Raw genomic sequence first — 22,945 nt, forward strand, 5'->3', positions numbered from 1 at the left:
AGAATTGAAGTTGCTCATCCCGGTCGGGGCGGCCAAAGGAACTTGTCATCGTTTGGTGAATTGGAGAACTTCAAAGAGTTCGACCGTAGGCAGCTCGATCAGCACATCTTCTCCGTCGACGCGGTTTCTCAGAGGAGTGCCGGCCACGAGGGCCGTAACCGTCGGCTTTGCTGCTGCGGCCCCGTGCAGTCGCAGGAGTCCGCCGCTGTAGGGGAGGTGCGGGCCGTAGACGCGTCTGCGGATGCCGGAGTGGTTGATCAGATGAACGACCCTGCCATGATCGTTGGCCCCCGTGATCATTTCGATGCTGTCATGCAGCTCCGCCGTCAATTCGGGTTTGACCAACGTCTTCACCAAGGTGATGAAGTGATCCCTGACATCCGTTTTACCGAATTCCCGGTAAGTGCGTCCGATGGTCCAGGGTACGTGAAGAACTTCACCCTTGCCGTGCGGTCCTCTGACGTAGGCCGGGTCACTGCTGCCTTGGTGTCCATACGCCAGTTCGGGCGGACCAAAGGGTGCCTGCGGCAGGACGAATCCTGAGGACACGCTTCCCGGCTTCCAAATGCATCGTTGGTAACGGCCGAAGAGCGGCAGCAGAGGGCCGTTGTAGTGGTAGTCCGCAATCCTGGGTTGTGGCTTATCGGTCACGTAGGTTGAGCGAAGCTCATTCCCCGTGAGGGCGGGGGTCAACGCCTGGAGCGCCAGGCTGCTGGCCAGCTCGAGGTTCCCGTCGCGGCCGATTCCGGCCGAACCGGTGGACATGAGGTTGCCGCCGCCCGCGACGTATTCGTCGATTGCAGTTGCGGCTGAGCCCAGATTTCCCATGTCCGGGACGACCAGGAGGCTGTACCTCGTGAGTCCTTCCCTGGCCGCCAGATTGGCCAAGTCACCGACCGGCAGCACATCGAAGGGGAGATTGGCTTCCAGCAGGGAGAGGTAAAGGCCCCTGAATTCCTCCACGAGTTCCCAATAGTTGCCCTGAGTCACGGACGAATAGCTTGGCCGGACCAGCGCGATTTCGGCAGCAGGGTGAAGTCCTTCGTACACCTTTGAATTCTGCTGGCGGAACCTCATGATCTCCCTGGCGTGCGAGGTAGTCCATTGCGTTGGCAGCCGCCCGGGGGAGCCAAAGTAGTAGACCGACGGGTTTCCTCCACGCGCTATCGTCTGGATTACATACTGCGCGAAGTGCTCAGGCTGTTCGGAGCCGAGTCGGTGCGAGGAATCGGTGAACGCTACGCAGTTCACCATGACAGCGGCGTTTGGCCGCGAGGTGACGTGGGCGCTGACAGCTTCGGCGGTCGCGTGCGGCCAAAGCTCCTTACCGGGCATGGACTTGAAGGCGCTGTTACCTTCCAGATAAACCATGGGGGCTCCCTCGCGTAGGAGAACGCCAGTGTGCTGGCCGCGTGCAGCGAGGTGGTCCACAATCCTTGCCGTCAACTGTTTGAGTGTCTGTTCCGTGTAGCGCCGCCATAAACCGAAGGTTTCCGAGGCCGCATCGGCCGGCAGTTCACCCCCTCCGCTATAAAGGGCAAAACCCTTACGGCATGCTTCACAATGGCAGGGACCATGGACTACTTCGTCATAGTCACGGACATTGAAGTTGAACCAGTTGAAAAATACTCCGTCAACGTCGTAACGGTCGAGGACTTCGTCCAGAACGTCAAAAGTACGCGATTGATAGTAGTCCCCCGAGGGGCACACGCTGTACAGCGTGTTGTAGATCTGAGGTTTCCCTTCTGCGGAACGGTAAAGCCATTCGGGGTTTTCACGGGCCAGTCGCGGAGAGACCTTGGACATATCGAAGCGGGCAATTACTTTCAGTCCCCGCGCCTTGCCGGCCTTGACCGCGTCGCCAAAGAGGTCCCCTGAAGGGCGCTGCGCCAACAATGGGTTCCGGGTTTGGAACGGGAGGTTCGTCGGATAGAAGGACATGATTCCACCGGCATTTACAACCCAGGTATCGGCTCCATAGTCGACAACAGCATCTGCTGCTGCCGCAGCATCCATGGCTGCATCTATTTCCTGCAGATTGGTTTGGAGAGCGTTGAAGGGCTTACGCCAGCTGCTGTCCGTGGGCAGGTCACGCCCATAGGTGTTCAATTCTTCTAGCATCGTGCCCTTACTGGAAAGCTCGGTTGCGGTGGTTGTTCAAGACCCTGCTACTGGCTTGAGGGCACTTTGCTCTGCTGCCAGCCGCAGTCTTTCAAGCCGGCGTCGTTTCTGTTCCACGGGATCGGCGATGGGGGCCGCGAGCAACAGACTCTTTGTGTACGGGTGCGCCGGAGACGATGTGACCTGCCCTGCAGGGCCAGTTTCCACGATGTCACCCTTGTAGATCACGGAAACTCGATGGCTTACGTACCGAACCACCGCCAGGTCGTGTGAAACGAACAGGCAGGCAACACCTGTCTGCTGCTGGATTTCGAGGAGCAGGCGAAGAACCGTTGCCTGGGTCGACAGATCCAACGCCGAAACCGGCTCATCGCAAATGATGAGCTTTGGTTCCGGTGCGAGGGCCCGGGCTATGGCAATGCGTTGACGCTGCCCACCGCTGAATTCGCGGGGCAGTCGCTCAGCCGCATCCGCTGGCAGTTCAACCTGGTTCAGCAACCCGCGCACTCTACTTCGGGCTTCAGTGCGGGTGGCCCCCTGAACGACCAAGGGTTCCGTGAGGATGTCGCCGATGGTCAGTGCAGGATTCAGGGAGGAATAGGGATCCTGAAATACCACCTGAATGTCCCGGGCGAGGGCACGCCTGCGGCTGGGGCTGGCGTATGTGATGTCCTCACCCTGAAAGGTGATGGTCCCACCGGACGGCTTAACGAGCCCAAGTACGGCGCGGCCGATAGTGGTCTTGCCTGAACCTGATTCGCCGACGAGTCCCAGAACTTCGCCCGGGGCGATGGAAAGTGAGACGCCGTGAAGGACTTCGTGCAGCTTCCTGCGCAGGCCATGACCTGGGAATGCAACCCGAAGCTCGTTCACTTCAAGGAGTGTGTCTGCGGTCATTTCTGCTCCTTACTGGTAGTCACCAAAGACGTAAGGTCTTCACGCAGATGGCTTTCATCGAGAATCGAGTTGAGAAGCTTCTGTGTGTACGGGTGGTTGGGGTGGTGGAAGACCTGCATGACGTCGCCTTCCTCTACGATGAGGCCCTCGCGCATTACGGCGATGCGGTCACAAATATCTGCAACGACGCCGAAGTTGTGGGTCACGAGGAGGATTGCCATTCCCATCTCCTGCTGCAGGTCACGGAGAAGGTCCAGGATCTCAGCCTGGATGGTTACGTCCAGGGCCGTTGTAGGTTCATCGGCAATCAGCAGCCTGGGCTTGCAGGCCACGGCTCCAGCGATAAGTACACGTTGGGCCATCCCGCCCGAAATCTGGTGTGGGTAGAGGCCAAACGTCCGCTGACTATTAGGAATACCTACTCGCTCCATGAGTTCAAGGGCTCGCTTCTTCGCTTCCGCTCTGGTCATGCCGGAGGCAACCCGAATGCCCTCAACTAGTTGGGCGCCGACAGTGAATGAAGGATCGAGGTTGGACATGGGCTCCTGCGGGATGTAGGCGATATCTTTGCCTCGGATCTCCCGGAGCTCCCGTTCACGAAGGCCTAACAGTTCTCGTCCATCCAGCAGCACTGACCCTGCGGTTATGACCCCCTCGGGAGGGAGGACGCCGAGGGCAGAAAAGGCGGTCTGGGTCTTGCCTGAACCTGACTCGCCGACCAGACCCAAAGTCTCTCCGGCCTTCAGTTTCAGCGATACCCCCTTCAGCACCTGCTTCGGCTTCCCGTTCGGGGTTGGGTACTCCATCTGGAGGTCTTTTATGTGGAGCAGGTTGGACTCGTCGCTGTTCCCCTCGCTGAGGTCGACGCCACGGGAACGAACTCTTGCACTGTCCAGCTTTGCAGCTTTTGGTCTTGCACCTTCAAGTGCATCTCGCAGGGAATTTCCGAGGAGGACCAGGGACGCAGTTATCGCTCCAAGCAGCAGGGCTGGCCAAAGGAACTGTGTGGGGTGGACATAGAAGTTCAGAAAGCCGGCCGAGATCATGGACCCAAAGCTGGGAACCTCTGTGGAACCCACACCGAGAAAAGCCAACCCGGACTGAAGATTGATGGAAGAGCCCATGAGGAATGCGGCCGAAATGATGACCGGCCCACGTACGACCGGCATTACATGCCGGCCGAGAATCCTAAGGGTCGACAGGCCGGCAACACGTGCGGCGTCTACATAGAGCTCATTCTTGACGCCAGCGGTGACGTTCCGGACTATGCGGTAGATCGAGGGCGCAAGAAGGGCACCGAAGATCAACATTGTCGCGCGGAAGTCACCCTTGGTCAGTGGCATTAGCACGATGAGAAGCAGCAGGCCGGGGAAGGTCATGATCAGGTTGAAGACCCACTCGATCGCGGTCCGAATCCGTCCGCCGAAGTACCCGCCGACCAGCCCGAATGTCAGGCCAACAAGGCATGCCATGCTCGTGCCGATGAGTGCTGAGATGGTGCCGGTGTTGATGGAATGGACCAGGCGGGAAAAGATGTCTCGTCCACTCTGGTCACCTCCCAAAAGATATCCCGGCGTTCCGATATCGGCGTTGACAGCGTTGAGGGATGAATCGTTGGGACCGTGCTGGGTGATAAACGGCGCGAGCAACCCCAATGTAAGAACGATGAACAGGAAAGCAGCTGTAATAATCGCCTGCGGGTCCCTCACCAGCCTTCGAAAAGGGGAACGGTGTGAGGCGGCCTCTGTCACGTCCGTCTCGAGGAGGGCTACTTCGGTGCTCAAAAGAGCCTCGCTTTCGGGTTGAGCCAACCGTTAGCGATGTCGGTCAGCAGATTGACGGATACGACGAGCATGACGCTGAAGACAGTGACTCCCATGATCACTGGGATGTCCCCTTGGAGCGAGGAATTGAAGGCGAATGAGCCGAAACCGGGCAGAGCGAAGACATTCTCAATGATCAAAGCGCCGCCAAACATCGAGATGAACTCCAGGGAGAGGACAACAAGAGCGGGCGCAGCAGCGTTGCGCAAGGCGTGGCGATAAACGATTGACCATGCCGGAATTCCCCTGGTGCGGAGCGTTCGGACGTAATCCTTTTGAAGTTCACCGATCATGGTTCCGCGAATTTGCGCCGACATGTTTGCCACCCCGTTGATGACCAGCACTATGACCGGAATGGTGATGGATGCAGCCCAGCGTCTGGGATCCTCAGAAAAGGCAGTGAACCCAGTGGCGGGAAGCCAGCGCAAGTTGAGCGCAAACACCACGACCAGCCCGATCGCGATCAGGAGGGTTGGCAACAGGTTTCCCAGGAGCGACGTACCCTGGGCGAGTCGGTCGACAGCGCCAGCCCGAGAAGCAGCCAGGACGCCAAGAAAAACGCTGACGACGACTGTTAGGGCAAGAGCCACCAGCACGATGGAAAGTGTCACGCCCAGCCGGACCGAAACAGCCTTCTGTACCGACTCACTGGTGAAGTACGAGACGCCAAAATCACCCCGTAGCACGCCCCAAAGCCATTCAAAGTACTGAATCAGCAGTGGGCGGTCCAACCCGAGTTCACTCTTAAGTGCGTGAACTGCGTCGACAGACGACGCGGGTCCAAGAATATTGGCCACGACGCCATCAAATGAAAAGCTCAGCAACCAGAACGTAATCAAAGTCACGAGGACCGCGAGAATTATGCCGGTTGCCAACCTGCGAAGAATATAGGAAGTCATTGGAACCTTAATCAGATAGAACGGGAAAGTCCGGACGTACGCCCGACCCGTGTTCAGCTAAAGGCAGCAGTGCCTTGGGCAGCCGAAAAATCACCAGGGATGTGGGTGCCCATCGGCCAGTAAGTAGAGACACGCAGGCCCGGACAACGACCAATTCAAGCCCTGTGAAGGGCGCAGATCCCGAACGGCGACGTTGCGGCGACCAAAATCCTCCGGACATCCTGACCCCTATGTCGATTGCCTCTACTATTCCCGCTTACCGAGTACCGGCGGTGTCCGGCCTCACGGTACGAGGTAATCCTCGTCACTCGAGTAAAGCATGCCAGCAGGAGGATGACAACCGCTTGCCGTCATCGATCCAGGCGCCACTGAAATATCTCTTCGGCACCGAACTGCTGCTCTTTACTGGATTTACAGGCGACTAGCGCCGGGGCCGGCAGAGTGGGACGCGGCGCTCCCCGAACAGGTTTGGCAACCGGTTGAAATGCGCGCAGTAAGCTATTGAGCCCCTATTACTGGCTTGTTCGACCGCTTTTGCTTGCATGAGCGTCAAGAGCCCGACGGCCGGCGTCCTCAAAGGTCTAGCACCAGGCCGGTACCTGTGGTGAGTCCCCTGCTATACGGCAGCTGAAATCTCGACGGCGGAGATCAGGCGTGGATTAGTTGACTTGGAGGGATGTGACCGAGAGCTCCGCAGACCTTCATTGACTCCCTACGGGCTCCCGGGTTCTTTGAGCAGGCAGCCGCACCGGGGTCCCAATCCCCGCGCGGCTGGTCTTAGTCAATCGGGTGGGTCTGCCCTTCCTGTCACCATGTGATAACTCATGCAGAGACCGGCATGAAGCGTGCAACCAACGGAAACCATAGGGGGGCCTTCACCCGGGGACGCGTAGTGTCGGACCGCCTAAGTCAGGTGGTAAGCGACCTCTCTGCCGACTTTATGAAGTCGGGCAAGATGTCGACCCCCCATCCAGGCTCGTCGCCAAGAATGACTGCACCGTCCTGTACGGCGGGAAGCGGGCTGAAAATATCCTCGAAGTAGGGAATTGTCTCTATGCTCCACTCCTGAAATGCTGTCGCCGACGGCTGGGAGGCCGCTAAGTGAAGTGAGAACAGCTGAATCATGGACTGGTTGGCGCAGTGCGGGGTAGTCACAACCCCTGCTGCTTCAGCCATCTGTGCTATTTTCTTGGTCCGCGCCATACCTCCCACGTAACCGACGTCCGGCTGGACGATATCCACTGCGCGACCCTCGATCATGCGGTGAAACTGGGGCAAAACACTGTCCTGCTCACCTGCGGCGACGGGTATGTCCAGGACTCGTGCCACTTCAGCCGTTGATTCGAGTTCGTAGTAGGGGCATGGTTCTTCAAAGTGCCCGAAGTCAAGGTCTTCCAGGAGCCGACCCATTCGAATTGCCTCGGGAACGCTGTACCCTCCGTTGGCATCGGCGTGCAGTACAACGTCGGGTCCAAGGACATTCCGCACGGTGTGAACGAGCTTCTTGCTTCTCCCAGGCCATGCGTCCCGGTCTTGTCCCATCACGTCTGCAATCCGGACCTTGAAGGCCTTAAACCCATGTGATTCTGTGAGGGCGAGCATTCTGTCGGCCTCCTCTTCCGGGGTCGTCTTTCTGCTCATCGACGAGCCATACACTGGCAATGTGGTCCGGACTCCCCCACCCAAGAGTTGGTATACGGGGCGGTTCGTCACTTTGCCCAGCAAGTCATAGACAGCCGTATCGATCCCGCACAGTGCACGCCACAGGGTGCTCCCGTGGTGCTTGTAGCTCTTACGGGTAAACATGTCAACCAGTGCTTCCCAGTCCCAAGGGTCCCGCCCAATGAAGAACGGGGCTACGTACGAATGGAGAAGCTGAACGGTGGCATCCGCTGAGTACGGGGATGTCTGCCCCCACCCCTCTGCGCCATCGTCCGTCCTTACTCGGACGACTGCTAGCAGTGGCCCACGACTGAATGTCTCGATGCTGGTGATCTTCACGAAAGCGCTCCTTCATTGCAGTAAACCCGACACGCGTAAGGTTCAAGTCGATCAAGACTACTTCCCATGCCACCGGTTGCCAATAAAGGCGCGCAATTGAGCTAAGGCGACACACTAGCGCGGAAAATATCTGTGGCAAGCGGTTGGCAAAGGCCCGTCTGGGATGGTTCACTTTTCTTTACCAGTCGGAACGAGCCGGAGGCGCTCTCGAGACATCTCGCCGGCATTGACATAGGAGTCACCTTTGAAAAATCTGCTTACTAGGGGTGGCGGGCGACGATCTGGTCGCATCGCCACCACCGCGGTAGTCCTGGCGGCAGCCATGGCATTCACCGGATGCGGTGCCGACGGAGGGGGATCCGGCGGCCAGGACCAGCCCGCGGAAAAAATTATCAGGATTGCCGTGACGTCGGCGCCCCGGTCGCTTGATCCGGTGCAGCTTGATGCCGGACAGCAGTCCTACATATGGGCATCGATTTACGACACGCTGGTCTACATCGACAACGAAGGCGAGCTCCAGCCGAATGCGGCTGAAAGTTGGAAGTATAGCGACGACGGCCTTACTTTGACCCTCAATCTTCGGCCCGGGATGACGTTTAGTACCGGCGCTCCTGTCACCGCCGAGGCAGTCAAAAAAACCATGGACCGCAACAAGGAAACACCCGGCCAACAGCAAGACAAGTTTGTTACGGTGAAGTCAGTCGACGCTATCGACGAGGTGACCGTACGCGTCAATTTCAGCAAACACGATGCCGCTTTCCTGTACAACATGGGAATGGATGGAGGTGTGATTGGCGACCCCGCCACTCTGACCACCGACCGAACGGCGACGGATCCTGTAACCTCAGGGCCCTACGTTCTTGACAAAGGCAAGAGCGTTCAGGGCTCGACTTACGTCATGAACCGCCGCGATGACTACTGGAACAAAGAAGCCTATCCGTTCAAGACGGTGACTGTCCGCGTACTGGCAGACCAAACGGCAGCTCTGAATGCGTTGAGGTCCAAGGAAGTTGATGTGTCGGGAGTTCCCGGGAACCAACTCGAGTCAGTTAAAGCAGGAGGAAACTTCAACGTTTTCCACAATCCTACAAGCTCCATAGGTTTCATTAACCTTGCTGACCGTAACGGGAAGGTCCTCAAGCCACTGGCTGACGTCCGCGTCAGGCAGGCTATCAATTTCGCCCTTGACCGCAAGGGCTTTGTAGACAAGCTACTATCCGGTGCAGGAACGCCCAGCGTTCAGCAGTTCAACCTCAACGGCGCAGCTTATGACCAGAAGCTGGAGGACAAGTACCCGTTTGATGTTGAACGCGCAAAGAAGCTGCTCAAAGAGGCGGGTTATCCCAACGGTTTTGATGTGAGCATGCCGAGTACCGTGTTGTCACAGACCTACGAACCGTCTATCAGCCAGGCGCTGGGCGACATTGGCATTAAAGTGAACTGGGAACCTGTTCCGCCCCAGAACTCCACGGCTGCAGTGGTATCAGGGAAGTACCCTATGTACTTCTTCATCTCCAGCGCGACTGTCACCCAGAGGGAAATCCCCCGTCAGCTTGGCAGCGCAACGATGAATCCCTTTAAGTGGAGCACTCCCGAACTTGATGGGCTCGTAGAAAAAGCGAACAGTGAACTCAACGATGAAAAGCAAGCCGAGATCTATAAGGAGATCAACCGATACGTGGTCGAGAACGCCCTTTTCGCTCCTCTTTCCTTCATTGGGGCGAACACTGTTACGTCCCCTGAGATTAAGTACCTGAACAAAGGAGCGAACAACTTCTCTACCATCCGGCTCTTCGACGTTGCTAAATGACTTAGGAAGCCGGCATCAGCAGCAAACGGTTTAACCTTGGCAGGTACCAGGTTCCTAACATGGTCAACCCTGTGGTTTGAAGGAAGTTTCCAGCGCTGATCAAAATTATCCGCCCCCGGGACGCAAGCCTGATAGATTTGGCTCAAGTCGCGGGGGCGGCTTTTTGACGGCTCGCCCGAGCCGAGGCCAGGAGCCGTCGGAATGGGTCACAGCCCAAGTTCAGCCATGAATCTTCGGCGCTCAACCAAATTTGAGGACTTACCTTACCAGCGGCGCTCCAAAGTGATACTGGGTCAATGGAGAACTCACGCGGGTTGCCGCTCCGGGTCACGGCAGGAGCAGCTCTAATCGGCTTTCACTGGTAAGGCTGGCGTTGGATCAGCCCACACCCTATGACAGCAACAACTCATCTTCAGAAAGAGCTGGGCCGAGCGGCGCAGGAATAATCGCCGACCTACACACTCTGCTGTAACGCGCTAGCGTCAAAGGCAGCCATGGCAGAGGTAGGAGAAAATTCCGCAGCTGCATCGCATGACTGTCCCCTTGGACGCCACTTCAGCTACGCAAGCGATGCGCTGCCCACAGAGGGTTTAGGCGCTGGCAATCAACACTCGGCTGGCGAAGTAAAACGGCGCGCTTTCTTTCCCGGCTCCTACCTTAGGGACTGGAGGCGCGACCCTTGCAGGCTGGGTTAGCAAAAACGCGGCCAGTTGAGGACGGATGATTCAATACGCCAATATGGCCTCTGCTGCAACAAAGACCCGCTGAAACCGCCGGCGAACACGACCCGCGGCCCTGGCGAAGATCCCGGCCGCCGATACTAGGGCGCGGCAGCCATCTTTCCACCCTGCCTGCCAGCGCACAAAGGTGGAGTCTCCCAGCCGTGACTTTACGGGAGAGCGCGGCCTGGGGGAATTGTTAGTAGTTCCCCCGGCACGCCGAAGCAACGCGAAGTCCCGTTCCGGCCAGCGGCAGCCCCATTACTGGTATAAGACCATGGCTTGCCCGTTGGCGGCCACTGAAGAACCTGCGGAGGAAGAAGCCAAACGGCGCAGCGCTGCTGGGAGAGCAGCGCCGCGCCGTGAGAAGCTACCAGTGAGCCCTACAGCTTTACAAAACTATGTCGCTGAGTTGGGTTTTGGAACTGTGCACCACAACATAGGGCTGGTTTGAGAAAGTATTGTTCAATGCCGGGATGAAAACAGGCGGCTCACCGTCTCTACGAACTTCGGCAAAGAACATGATTGGGTACGAAGAGGACGTATATTCACCGGGGATAACAGCTACGAATCCGTCGCCTGCCCGCTCCATCTCTAGACAATCGAAGTCCTCTGCGTGATTGACATGACTATAACGTAAGACAGAACCGGATATTGACGGGTCCGATGAATGGAGAATTACCGTGAGCGGGTCCCCTCGCATGAAGGGAGGACAAGGGACGAAACTGGCCTCTGCTTGCCACCGTTCCATTCGATGTGTGACTTGACTGGCAGGCTTAGTGCCCGAATTGTTCCGTGCTTCGGTCAGCTCCATGTTGAGCAGGTGAAGATCTTCCCGCATTGCCATGATCCGGTCTGACCAGCTCCCACGGTCGGAGAGACCAACCCCAAAAGCGATGTCCTCCTGGTATATGCCGTTAGCTAGGGTCGGTATCGAGGCGTACGCTGCATGTGCGTTCTTCAGCAGGCGAGCGGACTCCTGAAGGTAGTCAACACTTCCGGTCCGCCTGAAGAATGCATACTCAACAGCCGCGCGGAATTTTGAAGAGAAGAACCGTCCCAGCTGGACAATTATCTGCAGGTCGATGATTGTACGTTGGGCCTGTGGGTTATCTGCGAGCCTGCATTTCTCGATTTCAGCAAGCGCGGTTACGCCCTCGCTGACCATCCCATCTATCCATGATGCGACCTCAAGCGGCGTGTATTTGGGCTGCAGTTTGCCGCTAAGAGCTGCATCCACGTATTCTCCGATGCCGTAGAACAATTCGGGGTCGAAGGGGCTGACGCCCTCCCAGGTCCCCGGCTGCGGAGTGTCCCACGCATAATGCATGGACAACTTCCATGCAGAAATCGGCAGGTCCACATACATTTCGGGGGAATAGAAGTTGTTTGCGCCGCTGACTCCGTGCACGACGGTAACGAGCGGCAACACGCGGCTCAAATGGGCCAGCGCCACTTCGAAATGGGGGTAGGCGTCACCATAGTCTTCCCGGAGCACCCTTTGCCACACTGCGGTATCGCACTCCGGATTGTAAAGGTGCTGGCCCCACAAGGCATATGTGTAGCGGTATTTCTTCCAGTCATGCACTCCCAACCGTAGGTCGTCCCGCACGTAGGGGTCTCGTCTTCCCGGCTCACCTGTTCCGCGCCTTCCCTTGAATGTGAGAGGCTCGCAAAACTCGAGACCACGTGATCCACCGAAAGTCGCAAATTGTCCGAATCCGCGTGCCAAGGCTGGGTCGCCCCATAGAAGAAGCTTTTGGGTCCCGGGCCACATCCTGTAGATGACGTCAGTAGCACGGTCTTCGCTCAGATAGTCGGCGTACCCGTAGCGGGTGAACCTCCGGGCACCATCTGTAACTCCCGTCACGGACGCATCCTTGCCCGCGAAGTTCAGCGGGTTGCGCTCGTGCTGGCGAATTGATAGCTGGTGGTACGCCAGACCCATATGTTCCGCCCAGTACTTGGCGGAGATCATTGTGCGGATGTTTGGTTTAGCAGCGGCGTCCACCAAGGCCTGGTCAACACCTTTGGCATGCATGTCCACCTCTATGGGACGACCCACGCTCGAAATAGCGTCAAAGACCTTGCCCCAAAAGACTTCGTGCCCCTCTTCGTGCACACCACCTTCATGGTGGACACGGAAGGTTATACCCTCGATTTCAGGCACTCGTTCGAGTAGCAGTTTGACAGCTGCCGCCGAGTAGCCGGCATGTATCTCAGGGCTGATGCCCAGGATGGGGTACCAATGCTTCGAGTCATAGCCGAAATCGTAGGCGTGATTCCACAGGCCAAGTTGAAAACTCATGCCACGGCGCTTTGTCTCCCGGGCTATGAAGGCCAAGGCCTCCATATTGCGGTCACGCTCTTCCTTGGAAACTCCTTCTGCCCGTACCTGATACCCGGGAACATCGAGAAGGAACGGGTATGCGAAGACAAGGTAGTTATCAGTGGCAGTCCGGCTTTCCCAGCCGGTGCCGTAGTTGTACTGCATTCCCAGTGCAAGGTGGAACCGGTTGAAACGCTGGGCGGCAAGATGGTCAAGGTACTCCGCCCAGAACTGCCGATCATGAAACCACAGGCCATCCTCATGGATGCTTGAAAAGTTGCGCTGAATGCCTCGAAGCGGCACGGCAGGCTTTTGAGAATCCTCGAAACCAGGAACGAGGCCCTCGAATCCATCGGAATGAACGCGCCCTTCGATATCACCGATAGCGTAGGCATAACCGCGGTCATCAGTGGCCGCGATTGTGATCCGTCGACCGCCGTGTTCTTTGGCGTCAATTCTCAGCGAGTAGGATTCGCTGGCAGATGCCGGGGCACGTAGCCCTGCTAAGTTCAGCGCCGCTAGGTCAGCCGGCTCGACCAACACGAGTTCAATCTCCTGTCCCGATTGCCCGTTAACAGAAAGCAGCCCCGCTTCTCGCAACGTGCTGTTCAGACGGCAGAGCATCCACTTCACGGGCTCGCACTCAAAGAGCTCAGGGGTACCACCGGCCGCTATTCCAGAAAAAGTCTTTGACATAGTTGAGTCCTGTTTCTACTGCTGCTTGACCGGAGCGCACATATGGCAACCGGTTGTACGAGTATACTGTGGAAGGTATATCGGGGGAAGCCGCCATGGACTGCGCTCCTCCTTGCGACCCTCACTCTTCACGCAGCTGCCGTGCGAAAGATTAAGGCAACCGCTTTCAGTAGCCTTCGACGACGCTTTAGACAAAACCAACCGGCACTGCCGTGTTCCTGAAGATGAGAATGGAGGCCCTGGCTAGGCGAGATAAGTGAACTCCCTCACACAACAAAGACTCATCCTGTTGGAGGTTCAGTGAAGGAATCGATTCCACACGAAAAGGCGCCAAGGATGGAGAGATTCGAGGCTGACATTGCGCGCATCCCCACTTCGAATCTCTCACTTCCGTTCCTCCCGGCCCCTGATACCGCCCGACCTTCCGTTGAGCGAACACATTTGCAGAAGCACTTAGGTCGCAGGACAGTGGTGCTTCTGGTCCTGGCCACCTTCGGTGGCAGCATGGCAACGATAGTTCCAATGTCATTTACCCTGGCCCTGCGGCTTGACCAGATCGCACCTGGACACGAGCAGTATTTGGGCTACATGCTGGGAGCAGGCTCCGCATTTTCTCTTTTGGCCGCGCCGCTGACCGGAATTTTTAGCGATCGGACACGCTCCCGGTGGGGCCGGCGACGGCCTTATACCGTTGCCGGGGTGACAGTAGGAGTGGCCGCAATCCCGCTGATGGCATCTGCGCCGAATGTTCTTCTGCTCGGGGTTGGATGGGTTCTGTCAACAGTTGGGTGGCAGACAGCCATGGGCTCGATCAACAATTATCAGGCGGACAACCTGCCGAAATTTCAGCGTGGTCGAGTGGCCGGCTTGACCAGCCTGGCCCGACAGATTGCTCCTGTCGCCGGTATAGTTCTCGCCGGCCAAGTCGTCGTGGACCCACTGTGGGTCTTCCTACTGCCAGCTACCGTCGGCGTCTTACTGGTTTTGGGCTTCGTCGCTTTTGCTCCGGAAAGGCATTCACTGCGGCTGGAGTCGACAATTCCGCTTTCGCCCAAAAACGTCTTACGCAGCTTTATGTTCAACCCCCGCCAGCATCCCGCCTTCGCGTGGACGTGGGGAGGGCGCTTCATGTTCTTCCTGGGACTCGCCCTAACCACGAGCTATTCGACGTTTTTCTACGCACAACGGCTGGACATGAGTGTTGCTGAAGTTTCGACAGTGATCGCGGCGATTTCAGCCGGCGGCATCATCACCTCGACCGTCGGTGCCATAGGAGGCGGATGGCTGTCCGACCGCGCCGCCCGCCGTCAGCCCTTTATCCTCACAGCCACCGTCATCTATGCAGCTGGAGCCCTTGTGTCGGCTTTCTCCTACAGCTTCGTCTCACTCCTGGCAGGTTCACTCATTACTTCCCTGGGTATTGCTGTTTTCGTGGCGGTGGGACAGGCGCTCGTCCTGGACGTGCTTCCCCATCGCGAAACACAGGCGGGACGATTCACGGCAATAACAAGCTCTTCACAGAAGATTCCAAGTGCTCTGGCCCCAGCGCTAGCTCCCCTCTTACTTTCGATCGCTACCGTAGACAACTCAAGGAACTACACCGCGCTGTACGTGGCGGCCGGAATGCTTGCCGTGCTTGGGGGCATCATCACCCTTCTTGGCTCACGGGCGGAAACATAAAACGCATGGAGAACTGATTCGCCGTTCGTGACAACCGCTTGCAAAGATAACGCGGAGAGCTGAAACGCGCCTTCGGCTCGAATGTGGCCGCCAAATCTAAAGGAATTTGCTCTTCTGCTGTAAGCAGTTGGTGACTATAGCGAAGTATAAAGAAGCACTTTCGGCGGCATGTGGCAACCGGTTGACAGGCCTGCGGGCTCTTGTGATACTTGCCTAACGGGCCGTTCTCTCAGTGCCCGCGCCCTGCAGCGAACAAGGGAGTTTCGTAGATTGAAAACAGGAGCTGAAGCACAGGAAATCCGCAGTGTGCTGTCCACATTGCTGTACTACCCAGAGGAGATAGAGCAGCTTCGGCAGGCTTTCTCCCCAGCCGAGTTCATTCATGTGCACCCCCGCGAAACGGAGGCTATCCAGGCCGCGCTTGAGCACGTAGACGTGGCTGTACTTCAAACAGATCTTGACGACAGGTTCCTCAACGCCCCAAACCTGAAGTGGGTTCACTGCGACCACTCGGGACTTACGCGTTCTGCCCGCGCCGAGGTCTTCGAAAAAGGCCTGATTGTTACGGGATCGGCTGGAAGGTCTGCCCCTGCGCTTGCCCAGCATGCCTTTTATTTCGCACTGACACTGACTTTTGATGCCAAGAAGCACTTTGAGCAGCAGGCCGCACACCTATGGCGTCCTGTTCCAGGATATGAGAACCGACGGGCGCTCTGGGGTAAGACCCTAGGTATCGTCGGGTTTGGTCATACGGGGCAGGCCATGGCCCAACTTGGCAAAGCTTTTGGCATGCGGGTCATCGCCTACCGGCGAAGTGCCAGTGAGACCCCGGCCAACGTCGATGTCATGCTTTCATCAGATGGCGGTGATAGTTTGCAGCCGCTGGTTGAGCAGGCCGATGTCATTATGCTGGCCGCACCGTTGAACGATGAGACGCACCATCTGTTTTCGACTCGCGAGTTTAGCCAAATGAAGAATGACGCCTTCATTATCAATATGGCCCGCGGGGGAGTGATCGACCATGATGCCCTCATCGTCGCGTTACGAACAGGCCAAATTGCCGGAGCCGGTCTCGATGTGACCGATCCGGAACCGCTCCCCGAAGACTCGCTATTGTGGGACATGGGCAATGTGGTCATCACTCCTCATGTCACACCCAAATTGCCAGACCGGACGCAACGATCAATTGACATGATCGTTGAAAACATCGGCCGGTTCCGCCGAGGCGAGGGCATGCTCAATGCGCTGACACCACGCGATGTCTACACCCGCCTGCAGCCGTCCGCGCTTATTTAGCGCACCTATTCTGGCCACTTCCAGTCAAAGGAACCGTCCATGCCAACACTTCACCCACGCAGAGCGGCGGTAGGCAGCGCCGCCGTTATCATCGCTGCAAGCCTGGCTCTTACCGCCTGCGGGGGAGAACCGTCTCCCACATCGGAAGTCGCCCAGACCACATTGACCTTCGGCGTTCAGGCAGCACCAAACTCGCTTGATCCTGCCCAACTTCATGACGGGCAACAGCGGTATGTCTGGGGCGCCGTCTACGACACCCTGATTTACAGCGACAATGAGGGAGTCCTCAAACCCGGCGCAGCAAAGAGCTGGGAGTACTCCGCGGACGCAAAATCGCTCACGCTCAAGCTTCGCGACGACATGGAATTCAGTGACGGCGACCCTGTCACCTCAGCAGCAGTCAAGACAAGTCTTGAACGCACCCGGACCACTGCTGGACCTCAGCAGAGCAACCTTTCGGCCATTGCATCCATCGATACACCCGACGAACACACCGCGGTGCTCAACCTCAAACGACAGGATCCTGACCTGCTCGTTTCATTGTCTTACGGCGCTGGAGCCATTGGAGATCCCGGAACGATCAATGAGGCACGCACGGCCCTGGATCCGGTTGGTTCGGGGCCATATACCCTCGACCGCACAGCGACCGTCGACGGCACAAAATACGTTCTCAACAGGCGCGACGATTACTGGAACGCAAAAGCCTACCCGTTCAAGACGGTTACCGTGAGGGTCATTCCGGACCGGACGGCACTCTTCAATGCACTGCTGACGAACGAACTCGACGCCGGCACGGTCGACGCCGCCCAAGCCAAGCAAATCGAGGCGAACGGGTTCAGTCTCACACCCGTGGAAGATGTGTCGACGGCTGCAATTGTCATTGCCGACCGGGCCGGCCAGGTAGCTCCACCGCTCGCAGACGTTCGAGTCCGGCAGGCCATCAACTATGCATTCGATCGCAAAAAGATGCTCAACGCTCTGGTCGGCGGCAATGGCCGACCCATCGAACAAGTCTTCAACAAGCTGTCCCCGGCATACAGCGAAGAGTTGGACAACGCCTACAGCTTCGATCCCGGGAAAGCCCGCACCCTTCTGAAGGAGGCCGGCTACCCCAGCGGGTTCACCCTCGCCATGCCTGCGAACGCTATCGTCCAGCAGTTCCAAGCCAGCATCACCCAGGCACTCGCCGACATCGGCATCAAGGTTGATTGGGAACCAGTGCCGGCACAAAGTTCCAGCCAAACGACCAAATGGGGAATGTACTTCAACCTGGGCACCACCGCAGCCCCCTCACGCACAACCTCCCTATACTTCGGCAAAAATGGATCACAAAATCCCTTCCGATACGAAGATCCCAAGATGAACGACCTTCTGGCTAAGTTGGCGGGCGAAGCAGATCCCACGCGTGCAGGGGAAATTTACAAAGAGATCAACAAATACGCAACGGACAACGCATGGATCGCACCCTTGTTCTCGCTGAAGTCAACTTGGGCTATGAAGAAGGGCCTCGAGTATAGGGGAACGGGCAGTGCAGTACCCGATCTTCGAGTCTTCGGAGTGACAGGCAAGTAATCCGGTTATCGGACCGACGACATCCTCTGGCCGGCAGGAGGACTCGACGAGTCCTGGCTGCCGGCCAGCGGAATTCGGCCTGGCCTACGTCGCGCTAGTGACGCTTGCTGGCACACGCTTGAACGTCAGCCTCGTGACTTATTTTGATAGGAGAAGCAATGAGTGGCGGTGGTTACAACGTTTCGGTCGAACGGACAAGTGGGCCCCACCCGGCATCTGGAACGATCGTGTTCGTCAACTCTCTGGCAACGACCAGCAGCATGTGGGATGGAGTCGTTACCCGACTCCCGAAAGATTTTGACGTGGTACGGTTCGACCAGAGGGACCGTGGAGGACTGCTGGGACATAGCCCCTTCAGCCTGGACGATCTCGTAAGTGACCTTTTCGCTGTTCTTGACGACGAAAACATTGAAGAAGCGCACATTGCCGGGGTCTCTTTGGGTGGCCTTGTTGCGCTCCGCTCCGCAGCCGTCATCCCGCACCGAACAAAATCTGCGGTGGCAATGTGCTGTGCCGCACGATTCTCGAAGGACGTATGGCTCCAGCGCGCCCAGCAGGTGCGCGCCCACGGTGTTACACCCCTGGTCCCTCAAGTAATAGATCGCTGGTTCACGCCTGATTTCCAGCAACGGCAACCCATCATCGTGGACCAGCACCGTCAGATGCTGGCATCAACAGATCCGACAGGCTACGCCTTCGCCTGTGACCTGCTGGCCGAATCCGACGTGACAGAAGACCTACCCGCCATTGAAGTACCACTCCTGGTCGTCAGTGGCGGCGCCGACTCAGCCAACCCGGTCACCGACCAGCAACTCATCGCCCGGAACGTTCCGTCTGCCAGGCACGAGGTACTGAACAATACCGCGCACCTCGCACCGGTGTCCGAACCGGAACTGATAGCCAACTTGGTGTCTGAGCACGCCCGACTGCACAACTAAGGACGGAATGAGGATGGAACCAGGAAACCAATTACGGCTTGGCGACGCCGCCGAACAGCGTAACGGCTCGCGCATCCAGACCTGCGCTCAAGTGTCGCCGGGAGACCAGGTAGAGGCCAAGGTCGGCAGTACCTGCCATATACGTGGAGAAGTCGTTCAGGTGCAACCCTCGATGGAACTTTTTTGGGTTGTCTCGCAGGACGGAAGCCGACGAATAGTAGAGCTTTCTGAATTCGAAGTCTATTTCATGGCGTAGCCGATTATCATTCCTTCGGTGAGGTGTTCGGCGCCGATCTGCAGGGTCCGGCGGATCCCGTAGAGCGGATCTCCCTTCCGTCCCCGGCGCCCGAGCGTGTCCTGCTGGACCCGGCGCCGGACCTCGTCGACCATGGCCGAGCCAAGCTTCACGACATGGAATGCATCCAGGATGGTGATGGCTTCGGGCAGTTCGTAGCGGATCGCGTTGGCGTAGCCACGGAACGGATCCAGCGCTGCCGTTTTGATTCGGGCGGTGAACTCGGTTCCCCGGTCTTTGAGCCAGTCGGCGTAGGCCTTCGCGGACCGGCCCGGGACGAGGTCCAGCAACGTGGCGTGCAGCACGCCGCGGGCGTCGCGGGTGTGGTCCACGATCCCGGTGACCGTCCCCGTGCCGGGCCGGCCGGTAGTGGGACCAGAGGTGCTCATGGACGCCGAGCGCATTCACGCCTGTCAGCTGACCAGCCGTTGCGATCCGCCGGGCGGCCTCTGCCTTGATGGCGTCCCAGACCGTGTGCCAGGAGATACCGAGCAGGTGGGCCAGGGCAGAGACAGACGTGTCGAAACCCTGCAGCGCATCAGTCGCCCTGGGCAAAGCGTGTCTGAAATTGAGAGGACCCGGACTGTGGAGCCGGACATGGCGGCGTCCGTGGCCCACTGCGACGACGCCGCAGTCAGGGCAACCGGCAAGGTCATCACCGGTCTCGACGTGCAGAACCAGGCCTGAAGCGGTTGTCGTGACGGCACTGACGTGGATGCCCTCCACACCGAGCAGCGCATCGGCGCGCGTGCACCACTGGCCATCGGAATAAGACATAGAGTTAGTCATGTCAGGGTCTCTTTTGGGTTTGGTTGCTTGGTCGCTACCTATTCAAAGAGGCCCTGACCTCTTTCCCGCCGCACTGAAAGCCCCCTGCCGCCGCGATATCTAAGGGCCGGCTGTCGGTGACGGTCGAAAAGTGAGCCATTGTGACGGTTGAAAACTGAGTCACCCGTTCCAAACGATTGGGTGGGTGATCACAGTGGAGGATTGGGCGCTTATTCGGCGGTTGCATCTGGCCGAGGGTGAATCGATGAGGTCGATAGCGGCGCGGTTGGGGATTTCCAGGAACACAGTGGCGAAGGCGGTCAGTGCTGAGGGTCCGCCAACATATGTCCGGGCGCCGCGGGACTCCGGGATCAGGGCAGTGGAACCGGCTATTCGTGCGTTGCTGCTGGAGAACCCGCGGATGCCCGCGACGGTGCTCGCGGAGCGGGTGGGCTGGTCCGGGTCACCGGCCTGATTCCGGGAGAACGCGGCCAGGATCCGGCCCGAGTATGCACCAGCTGACCCTGCTGACCGGATCTCTTACGACCCCGGAGATCAGGCGCAGTGCGATCTGTGGTTTCCGGAGGTCCGGATACCCGTCGGTGCCGGCAAAGCCAGGGTGTTGCCGGTGCTGGTGATGGTCTCCTCGCATTCACGGTTCATCATGGCCCGGATGATTCCGTCCCGGATGACTGGAGACCTGCTGGCCGGAATGTGGGAGCTGCTCGGATCCCTGGGCGGGGTTCCGCGGAGGCTGATCTGGGACAACGAAACCGGCATCGGCCGGAGGAACAGCTACGCCGCCGGAGTCGCGCCGTTCGCCGGGGTCCTGGCCACCCGGATCGTGCAGGTCAAACCCTACGATCCGGAGAGCAAGGGCGTGGTCGAGCGGGCCAACCAGTTCCTGGAGACCTCGTTCCTGCCGGGCCGGGTCTTCACCTCACCGGAGGACTTCAACAACCAGCTCGGCCAGTGGCTTCCGAAGGCCAACGCCCGGCTCGTCAGGCGGACCGGTGCCCGGCCGGTGGATCTACTCGCTGCGGACAAGGCGGCCATGCTGGCGCTGCCACCCGTTCCGCCGGTCACCGGGTTCACCGCGCGGGTCCGGCTCCCGAGGGACTACTACGTCCGGATGGGATCCAACGACTACTCCGTCCACCCGCAAGCCATCGGCAGGTTCGTCGACGTCACCGCCAACCTCCAATCTGTCACGATCAGCCTGGAGGGCCGGCCCGTCGGCACCCACCCCCGTTCCTGGGGCGCCGGTCTGACCATCACCGACCCGGACCACGTTGAGGCGGCCAGGGCACTGCGGAAGGCCTTCCAAACCCCCTCACCGGTGGCCGAAACCACCGGGCTGCGGGACCTGGCGGACTACGACCGGGCGTTCGGTGTTGTCCTCGATGACGGGCAGGTCGCCTGATGCCAGCTGCTAAGGAAACCATTGGCCAGATCGAGTACTACTCCCGGGCGATGAAAGCGCCCCGGATCCGTGAAGCAGCCAACCGCCTCGCGGACCAGGCCCGTGAAGGAGGCTGGACCCACGAGGAATACCTCGCCGCCGTCTTGTCCCGGGAAGTCGCAGCCAGGGAAGCCTCCGGCGCCGAGATCAGGGCCCGGGCCGCTGGTTTCCCGGCCCGGAAATCACTCGAGGACTTCAACTTCGATCACCAGCCCGGCCTCAAACGCGACACCATCGCGCACCTGGCCACCGGCGCGTTCCTCACCGAAGCATCCAACATCGTCCTGCTCGGACCACCCGGCACCGGCAAAACCCACCTCGCCACCGGCCTCGGTTTGCGGGCCACCCAGCTCGGGCACCGGGTCCTGTTCGCCACCGCCATCGACTGGGTCACCCGCCTCCAAAACGCCCATCAGAACGGCCGGCTGCCCCAGGAACTGGTCAGGCTGCGCCGCTACGGACTGATCATCGTGGACGAAGTCGGCTACATTCCCTTCGAGCAGGACGCCGCGAACCTGTTCTTCCAACTGGTCTCGTCCCGCTACGAACACGCCTCGCTGATCCTGACCTCCAACCTACCGTTCGCCCGCTGGGGCGACGTGTTCGGGGACCAGGTCGTCGCCTCGGCCATGATCGACCGCATCGTCCACCACGCCGAAGTCATCACCCTCAAAGGCTCCAGCTACCGCCTCAAACACACCCAGGTCGACTCGCTGCCCTCAACAAGACCGGAAAATACGGCAGAATAACCAGCGTCAAAGTGGCTCAATTTTCAGCCCGCGAAATGGCTCACTTTTCGACCATCGCTGACACCGGCCTAACCACGTTCATCTGCGAAGGGCCAGCTACGGGAACACCATGGCTGCTATGTCAGTGTCGTTGTGGACGAGATGTGAGGCACGACGCCCAGGAGGATCACCCATTCCGTTGTCTGCGGCGGCTGCTCGCACAACCCGTGACTTTGGGCAATGCCACCTTGTTTTCAAGCCCACTCTGTTGTGCTGTGGGCAGATAAGGGGAAGGGGTGCCGCTACATGAGCGACACCCCTTCATTACTCCTGGCCTGGTTCACATTGCCGGTGGCCGTCCATCTGCCGGGAAGGAAGAATGCTGCGCCCTTAGGCCGTCGGTCGCGCATGCCAACGAAGGACGGGAATTTATCGACGACCGGATGATTTATCTCGAGGTATGCGATTTGGTATTCCTCGGACCAGGGGGAGTCGTTGAGGGCGTCTTGTCATCATGACGGGCTTGTCGAATGTGTCGATTCAGTCGCGGATATCGGCTTCGAGCTGCGCGGGTCTCCTGCATTTCGTCCCCCAACGTTTCTTGCAGGGAGGAGGGGGTGGATTCTTGGTGGTAACTTCGTCGGAAACGCCTAGGTTGAAGCCCACAGCGGCGGTTTCACCAATCACAACGTTGCCGTGCCTGTCGACATAGTCACGTACTTCCTCGGCCTATGGGTGGTGGGAGGTGCGGAAGGAGTTGGCCCCAATCCACTTCATGAGTTCAAAGTCGTGAACGAGGTAGGCACTGTCGTGGCCCTTGCGGGGAACTGGAGTGTCCTCGTGTTTTCCAAAGGCGGTGAAGTAGAGAGGCTTGCCGTTGGTGTGGAACGCAGCCTTTGCCACTTCGATGG

At 58.6% G+C, this 22,945-nt stretch carries 16 protein-coding genes and 1 pseudogene; 9 read left to right on the forward strand and 8 right to left on the reverse strand.

The features are described 5' to 3' along the window. Positions 1-45: 45 nt before the first annotated feature. From QFZ36_RS13185 to QFZ36_RS13205, 5 genes are all read right to left on the reverse strand, one after another. The gene (locus QFZ36_RS13185; RefSeq protein ID WP_306637119.1) at positions 46-2,121 is read right to left on the reverse strand and encodes an alpha-amylase family protein; all 2,076 of its coding nucleotides are present in this window, start codon (positions 2,119-2,121) and stop codon (positions 46-48) included. A gap of 36 nt (positions 2,122-2,157) precedes the next feature. After that, a complete protein-coding gene (locus QFZ36_RS13190) occupies positions 2,158-3,018 on the reverse strand; it encodes an ATP-binding cassette domain-containing protein (protein ID WP_306637123.1) in 861 nt (286 codons plus the stop codon). Next, positions 3,015-4,802 (reverse strand): dipeptide/oligopeptide/nickel ABC transporter permease/ATP-binding protein, encoded by a 1,788-nt coding sequence (locus QFZ36_RS13195; protein ID WP_306637127.1) that lies wholly within the window; start codon positions 4,800-4,802, stop codon positions 3,015-3,017. Before QFZ36_RS13195 ends, QFZ36_RS13190 begins: the two co-directional genes overlap by 4 nt. Further along, the gene (locus QFZ36_RS13200) at positions 4,799-5,740 is read right to left on the reverse strand and encodes an ABC transporter permease (protein WP_306637129.1); all 942 of its coding nucleotides are present in this window, start codon (positions 5,738-5,740) and stop codon (positions 4,799-4,801) included. The genes QFZ36_RS13195 and QFZ36_RS13200 overlap by 4 nt, the downstream gene beginning before the upstream one ends. A gap of 909 nt (positions 5,741-6,649) precedes the next feature. Beyond that, the gene (locus tag QFZ36_RS13205) at positions 6,650-7,741 is read right to left on the reverse strand and encodes a mandelate racemase/muconate lactonizing enzyme family protein (protein WP_306637131.1); all 1,092 of its coding nucleotides are present in this window, start codon (positions 7,739-7,741) and stop codon (positions 6,650-6,652) included. Between the two features lie 244 nt (positions 7,742-7,985). Between QFZ36_RS13205 and QFZ36_RS13210 the strand changes: the two genes are divergently transcribed. Continuing rightward, on the forward strand, positions 7,986-9,551 hold the full coding sequence (locus QFZ36_RS13210; protein WP_306637134.1) for an ABC transporter substrate-binding protein: 1,566 nt from the start codon (positions 7,986-7,988) through the stop codon (positions 9,549-9,551). A gap of 1,110 nt (positions 9,552-10,661) precedes the next feature. Here QFZ36_RS13210 and QFZ36_RS13215 read toward each other — a convergent pair. Then, entirely contained in the window at positions 10,662-13,295 is a 2,634-nt protein-coding gene (locus tag QFZ36_RS13215; protein ID WP_306637137.1) for a hypothetical protein, read from the reverse strand. 300 nt (positions 13,296-13,595) lie between these two features. On the opposite strand from QFZ36_RS13215, the gene QFZ36_RS13220 reads away from it, so the two are divergent. The 5 genes from QFZ36_RS13220 to QFZ36_RS13240 all read left to right on the forward strand — a co-directional run bounded on the left by QFZ36_RS13220 (position 13,596) and on the right by QFZ36_RS13240 (position 19,037). After that, entirely contained in the window at positions 13,596-14,975 is a 1,380-nt protein-coding gene (locus tag QFZ36_RS13220) for an MFS transporter (protein ID WP_306637139.1), read from the forward strand. A gap of 270 nt (positions 14,976-15,245) precedes the next feature. Next, a complete protein-coding gene (locus tag QFZ36_RS13225) occupies positions 15,246-16,271 on the forward strand; it encodes a D-2-hydroxyacid dehydrogenase (RefSeq protein WP_306637144.1) in 1,026 nt (341 codons plus the stop codon). A gap of 39 nt (positions 16,272-16,310) precedes the next feature. Then, on the forward strand, positions 16,311-17,843 hold the full coding sequence (locus QFZ36_RS13230) for an ABC transporter substrate-binding protein (RefSeq protein WP_306637147.1): 1,533 nt from the start codon (positions 16,311-16,313) through the stop codon (positions 17,841-17,843). A 158-nt stretch (positions 17,844-18,001) separates the two neighbouring features. Further along, a complete protein-coding gene (locus QFZ36_RS13235) occupies positions 18,002-18,781 on the forward strand; it encodes an alpha/beta fold hydrolase (RefSeq protein ID WP_306637150.1) in 780 nt (259 codons plus the stop codon). A 13-nt stretch (positions 18,782-18,794) separates the two neighbouring features. After that, positions 18,795-19,037: a hypothetical protein gene (locus tag QFZ36_RS13240; RefSeq protein ID WP_306637153.1), complete on the forward strand. Its 243-nt coding sequence runs from the start codon at positions 18,795-18,797 to the stop codon at positions 19,035-19,037. On the opposite strand, the gene QFZ36_RS13245 is transcribed toward QFZ36_RS13240, so the two are convergent. Next, positions 19,022-19,465, reverse strand: coding sequence for a transposase (locus QFZ36_RS13245; protein WP_306637160.1), 444 nt, complete (start codon positions 19,463-19,465; stop codon positions 19,022-19,024). The two genes, QFZ36_RS13240 and QFZ36_RS13245, sit on opposite strands and share 16 nt — an antisense overlap. 169 nt (positions 19,466-19,634) lie before the next feature. Between QFZ36_RS13245 and QFZ36_RS13250 the strand changes: the two genes are divergently transcribed. The 3 genes and pseudogenes from QFZ36_RS13250 to istB all read left to right on the forward strand — a co-directional run bounded on the left by QFZ36_RS13250 (position 19,635) and on the right by istB (position 22,055). Continuing rightward, positions 19,635-19,763, forward strand: a complete 129-nt coding sequence (locus QFZ36_RS13250; RefSeq protein ID WP_306637164.1) for a hypothetical protein — start codon at positions 19,635-19,637, stop codon at positions 19,761-19,763. Between the two features lie 286 nt (positions 19,764-20,049). Further along, positions 20,050-21,267: pseudogene (gene istA / locus QFZ36_RS13255) on the forward strand (IS21 family transposase). Then, a complete protein-coding gene (istB, locus tag QFZ36_RS13260) occupies positions 21,267-22,055 on the forward strand; it encodes an IS21-like element helper ATPase IstB (RefSeq protein ID WP_306637168.1) in 789 nt (262 codons plus the stop codon). The pseudogene istA and the gene istB overlap by 1 nt, the downstream one beginning before the upstream one ends. 708 nt (positions 22,056-22,763) lie before the next feature. Here the strand turns inward: istB and QFZ36_RS13265 are convergent. Beyond that, the gene (locus tag QFZ36_RS13265; protein ID WP_306637173.1) at positions 22,764-22,937 is read right to left on the reverse strand and encodes a glycoside hydrolase family 2 TIM barrel-domain containing protein; all 174 of its coding nucleotides are present in this window, start codon (positions 22,935-22,937) and stop codon (positions 22,764-22,766) included. Between the last annotated feature and the right edge of the window lie 8 nt (positions 22,938-22,945).

Origin of the sequence: Pseudarthrobacter siccitolerans (genome assembly GCF_030823375.1) — a bacterium.
Classification (GTDB): Bacteria; Actinomycetota; Actinomycetes; order Actinomycetales; family Micrococcaceae; genus Arthrobacter; species Arthrobacter siccitolerans_A.

Excerpts from the sequence above, each read along its gene's own strand:
- QFZ36_RS13235 (WP_306637150.1), top strand. The coding sequence starts at position 18,002 with ATGAGTGGCGGTGGTTACAACGTTTCGGTCGAACGGACAAGTGGGCCC.
- QFZ36_RS13215 (WP_306637137.1), bottom strand. The coding sequence starts at position 13,295 with ATGTCAAAGACTTTTTCTGGAATAGCGGCCGGTGGTACCCCTGAGCTC.
- QFZ36_RS13245 (WP_306637160.1), bottom strand. The coding sequence starts at position 19,465 with ATGAGCACCTCTGGTCCCACTACCGGCCGGCCCGGCACGGGGACGGTC.
- QFZ36_RS13190 (WP_306637123.1), bottom strand. The coding sequence starts at position 3,018 with ATGACCGCAGACACACTCCTTGAAGTGAACGAGCTTCGGGTTGCATTC.
- istB (WP_306637168.1), top strand. The coding sequence starts at position 21,267 with ATGCCAGCTGCTAAGGAAACCATTGGCCAGATCGAGTACTACTCCCGG.
- QFZ36_RS13185 (WP_306637119.1), bottom strand. The coding sequence starts at position 2,121 with ATGCTAGAAGAATTGAACACCTATGGGCGTGACCTGCCCACGGACAGC.
- QFZ36_RS13240 (WP_306637153.1), top strand. The coding sequence starts at position 18,795 with ATGGAACCAGGAAACCAATTACGGCTTGGCGACGCCGCCGAACAGCGT.
- QFZ36_RS13230 (WP_306637147.1), top strand. The coding sequence starts at position 16,311 with ATGCCAACACTTCACCCACGCAGAGCGGCGGTAGGCAGCGCCGCCGTT.
- QFZ36_RS13200 (WP_306637129.1), bottom strand. The coding sequence starts at position 5,740 with ATGACTTCCTATATTCTTCGCAGGTTGGCAACCGGCATAATTCTCGCG.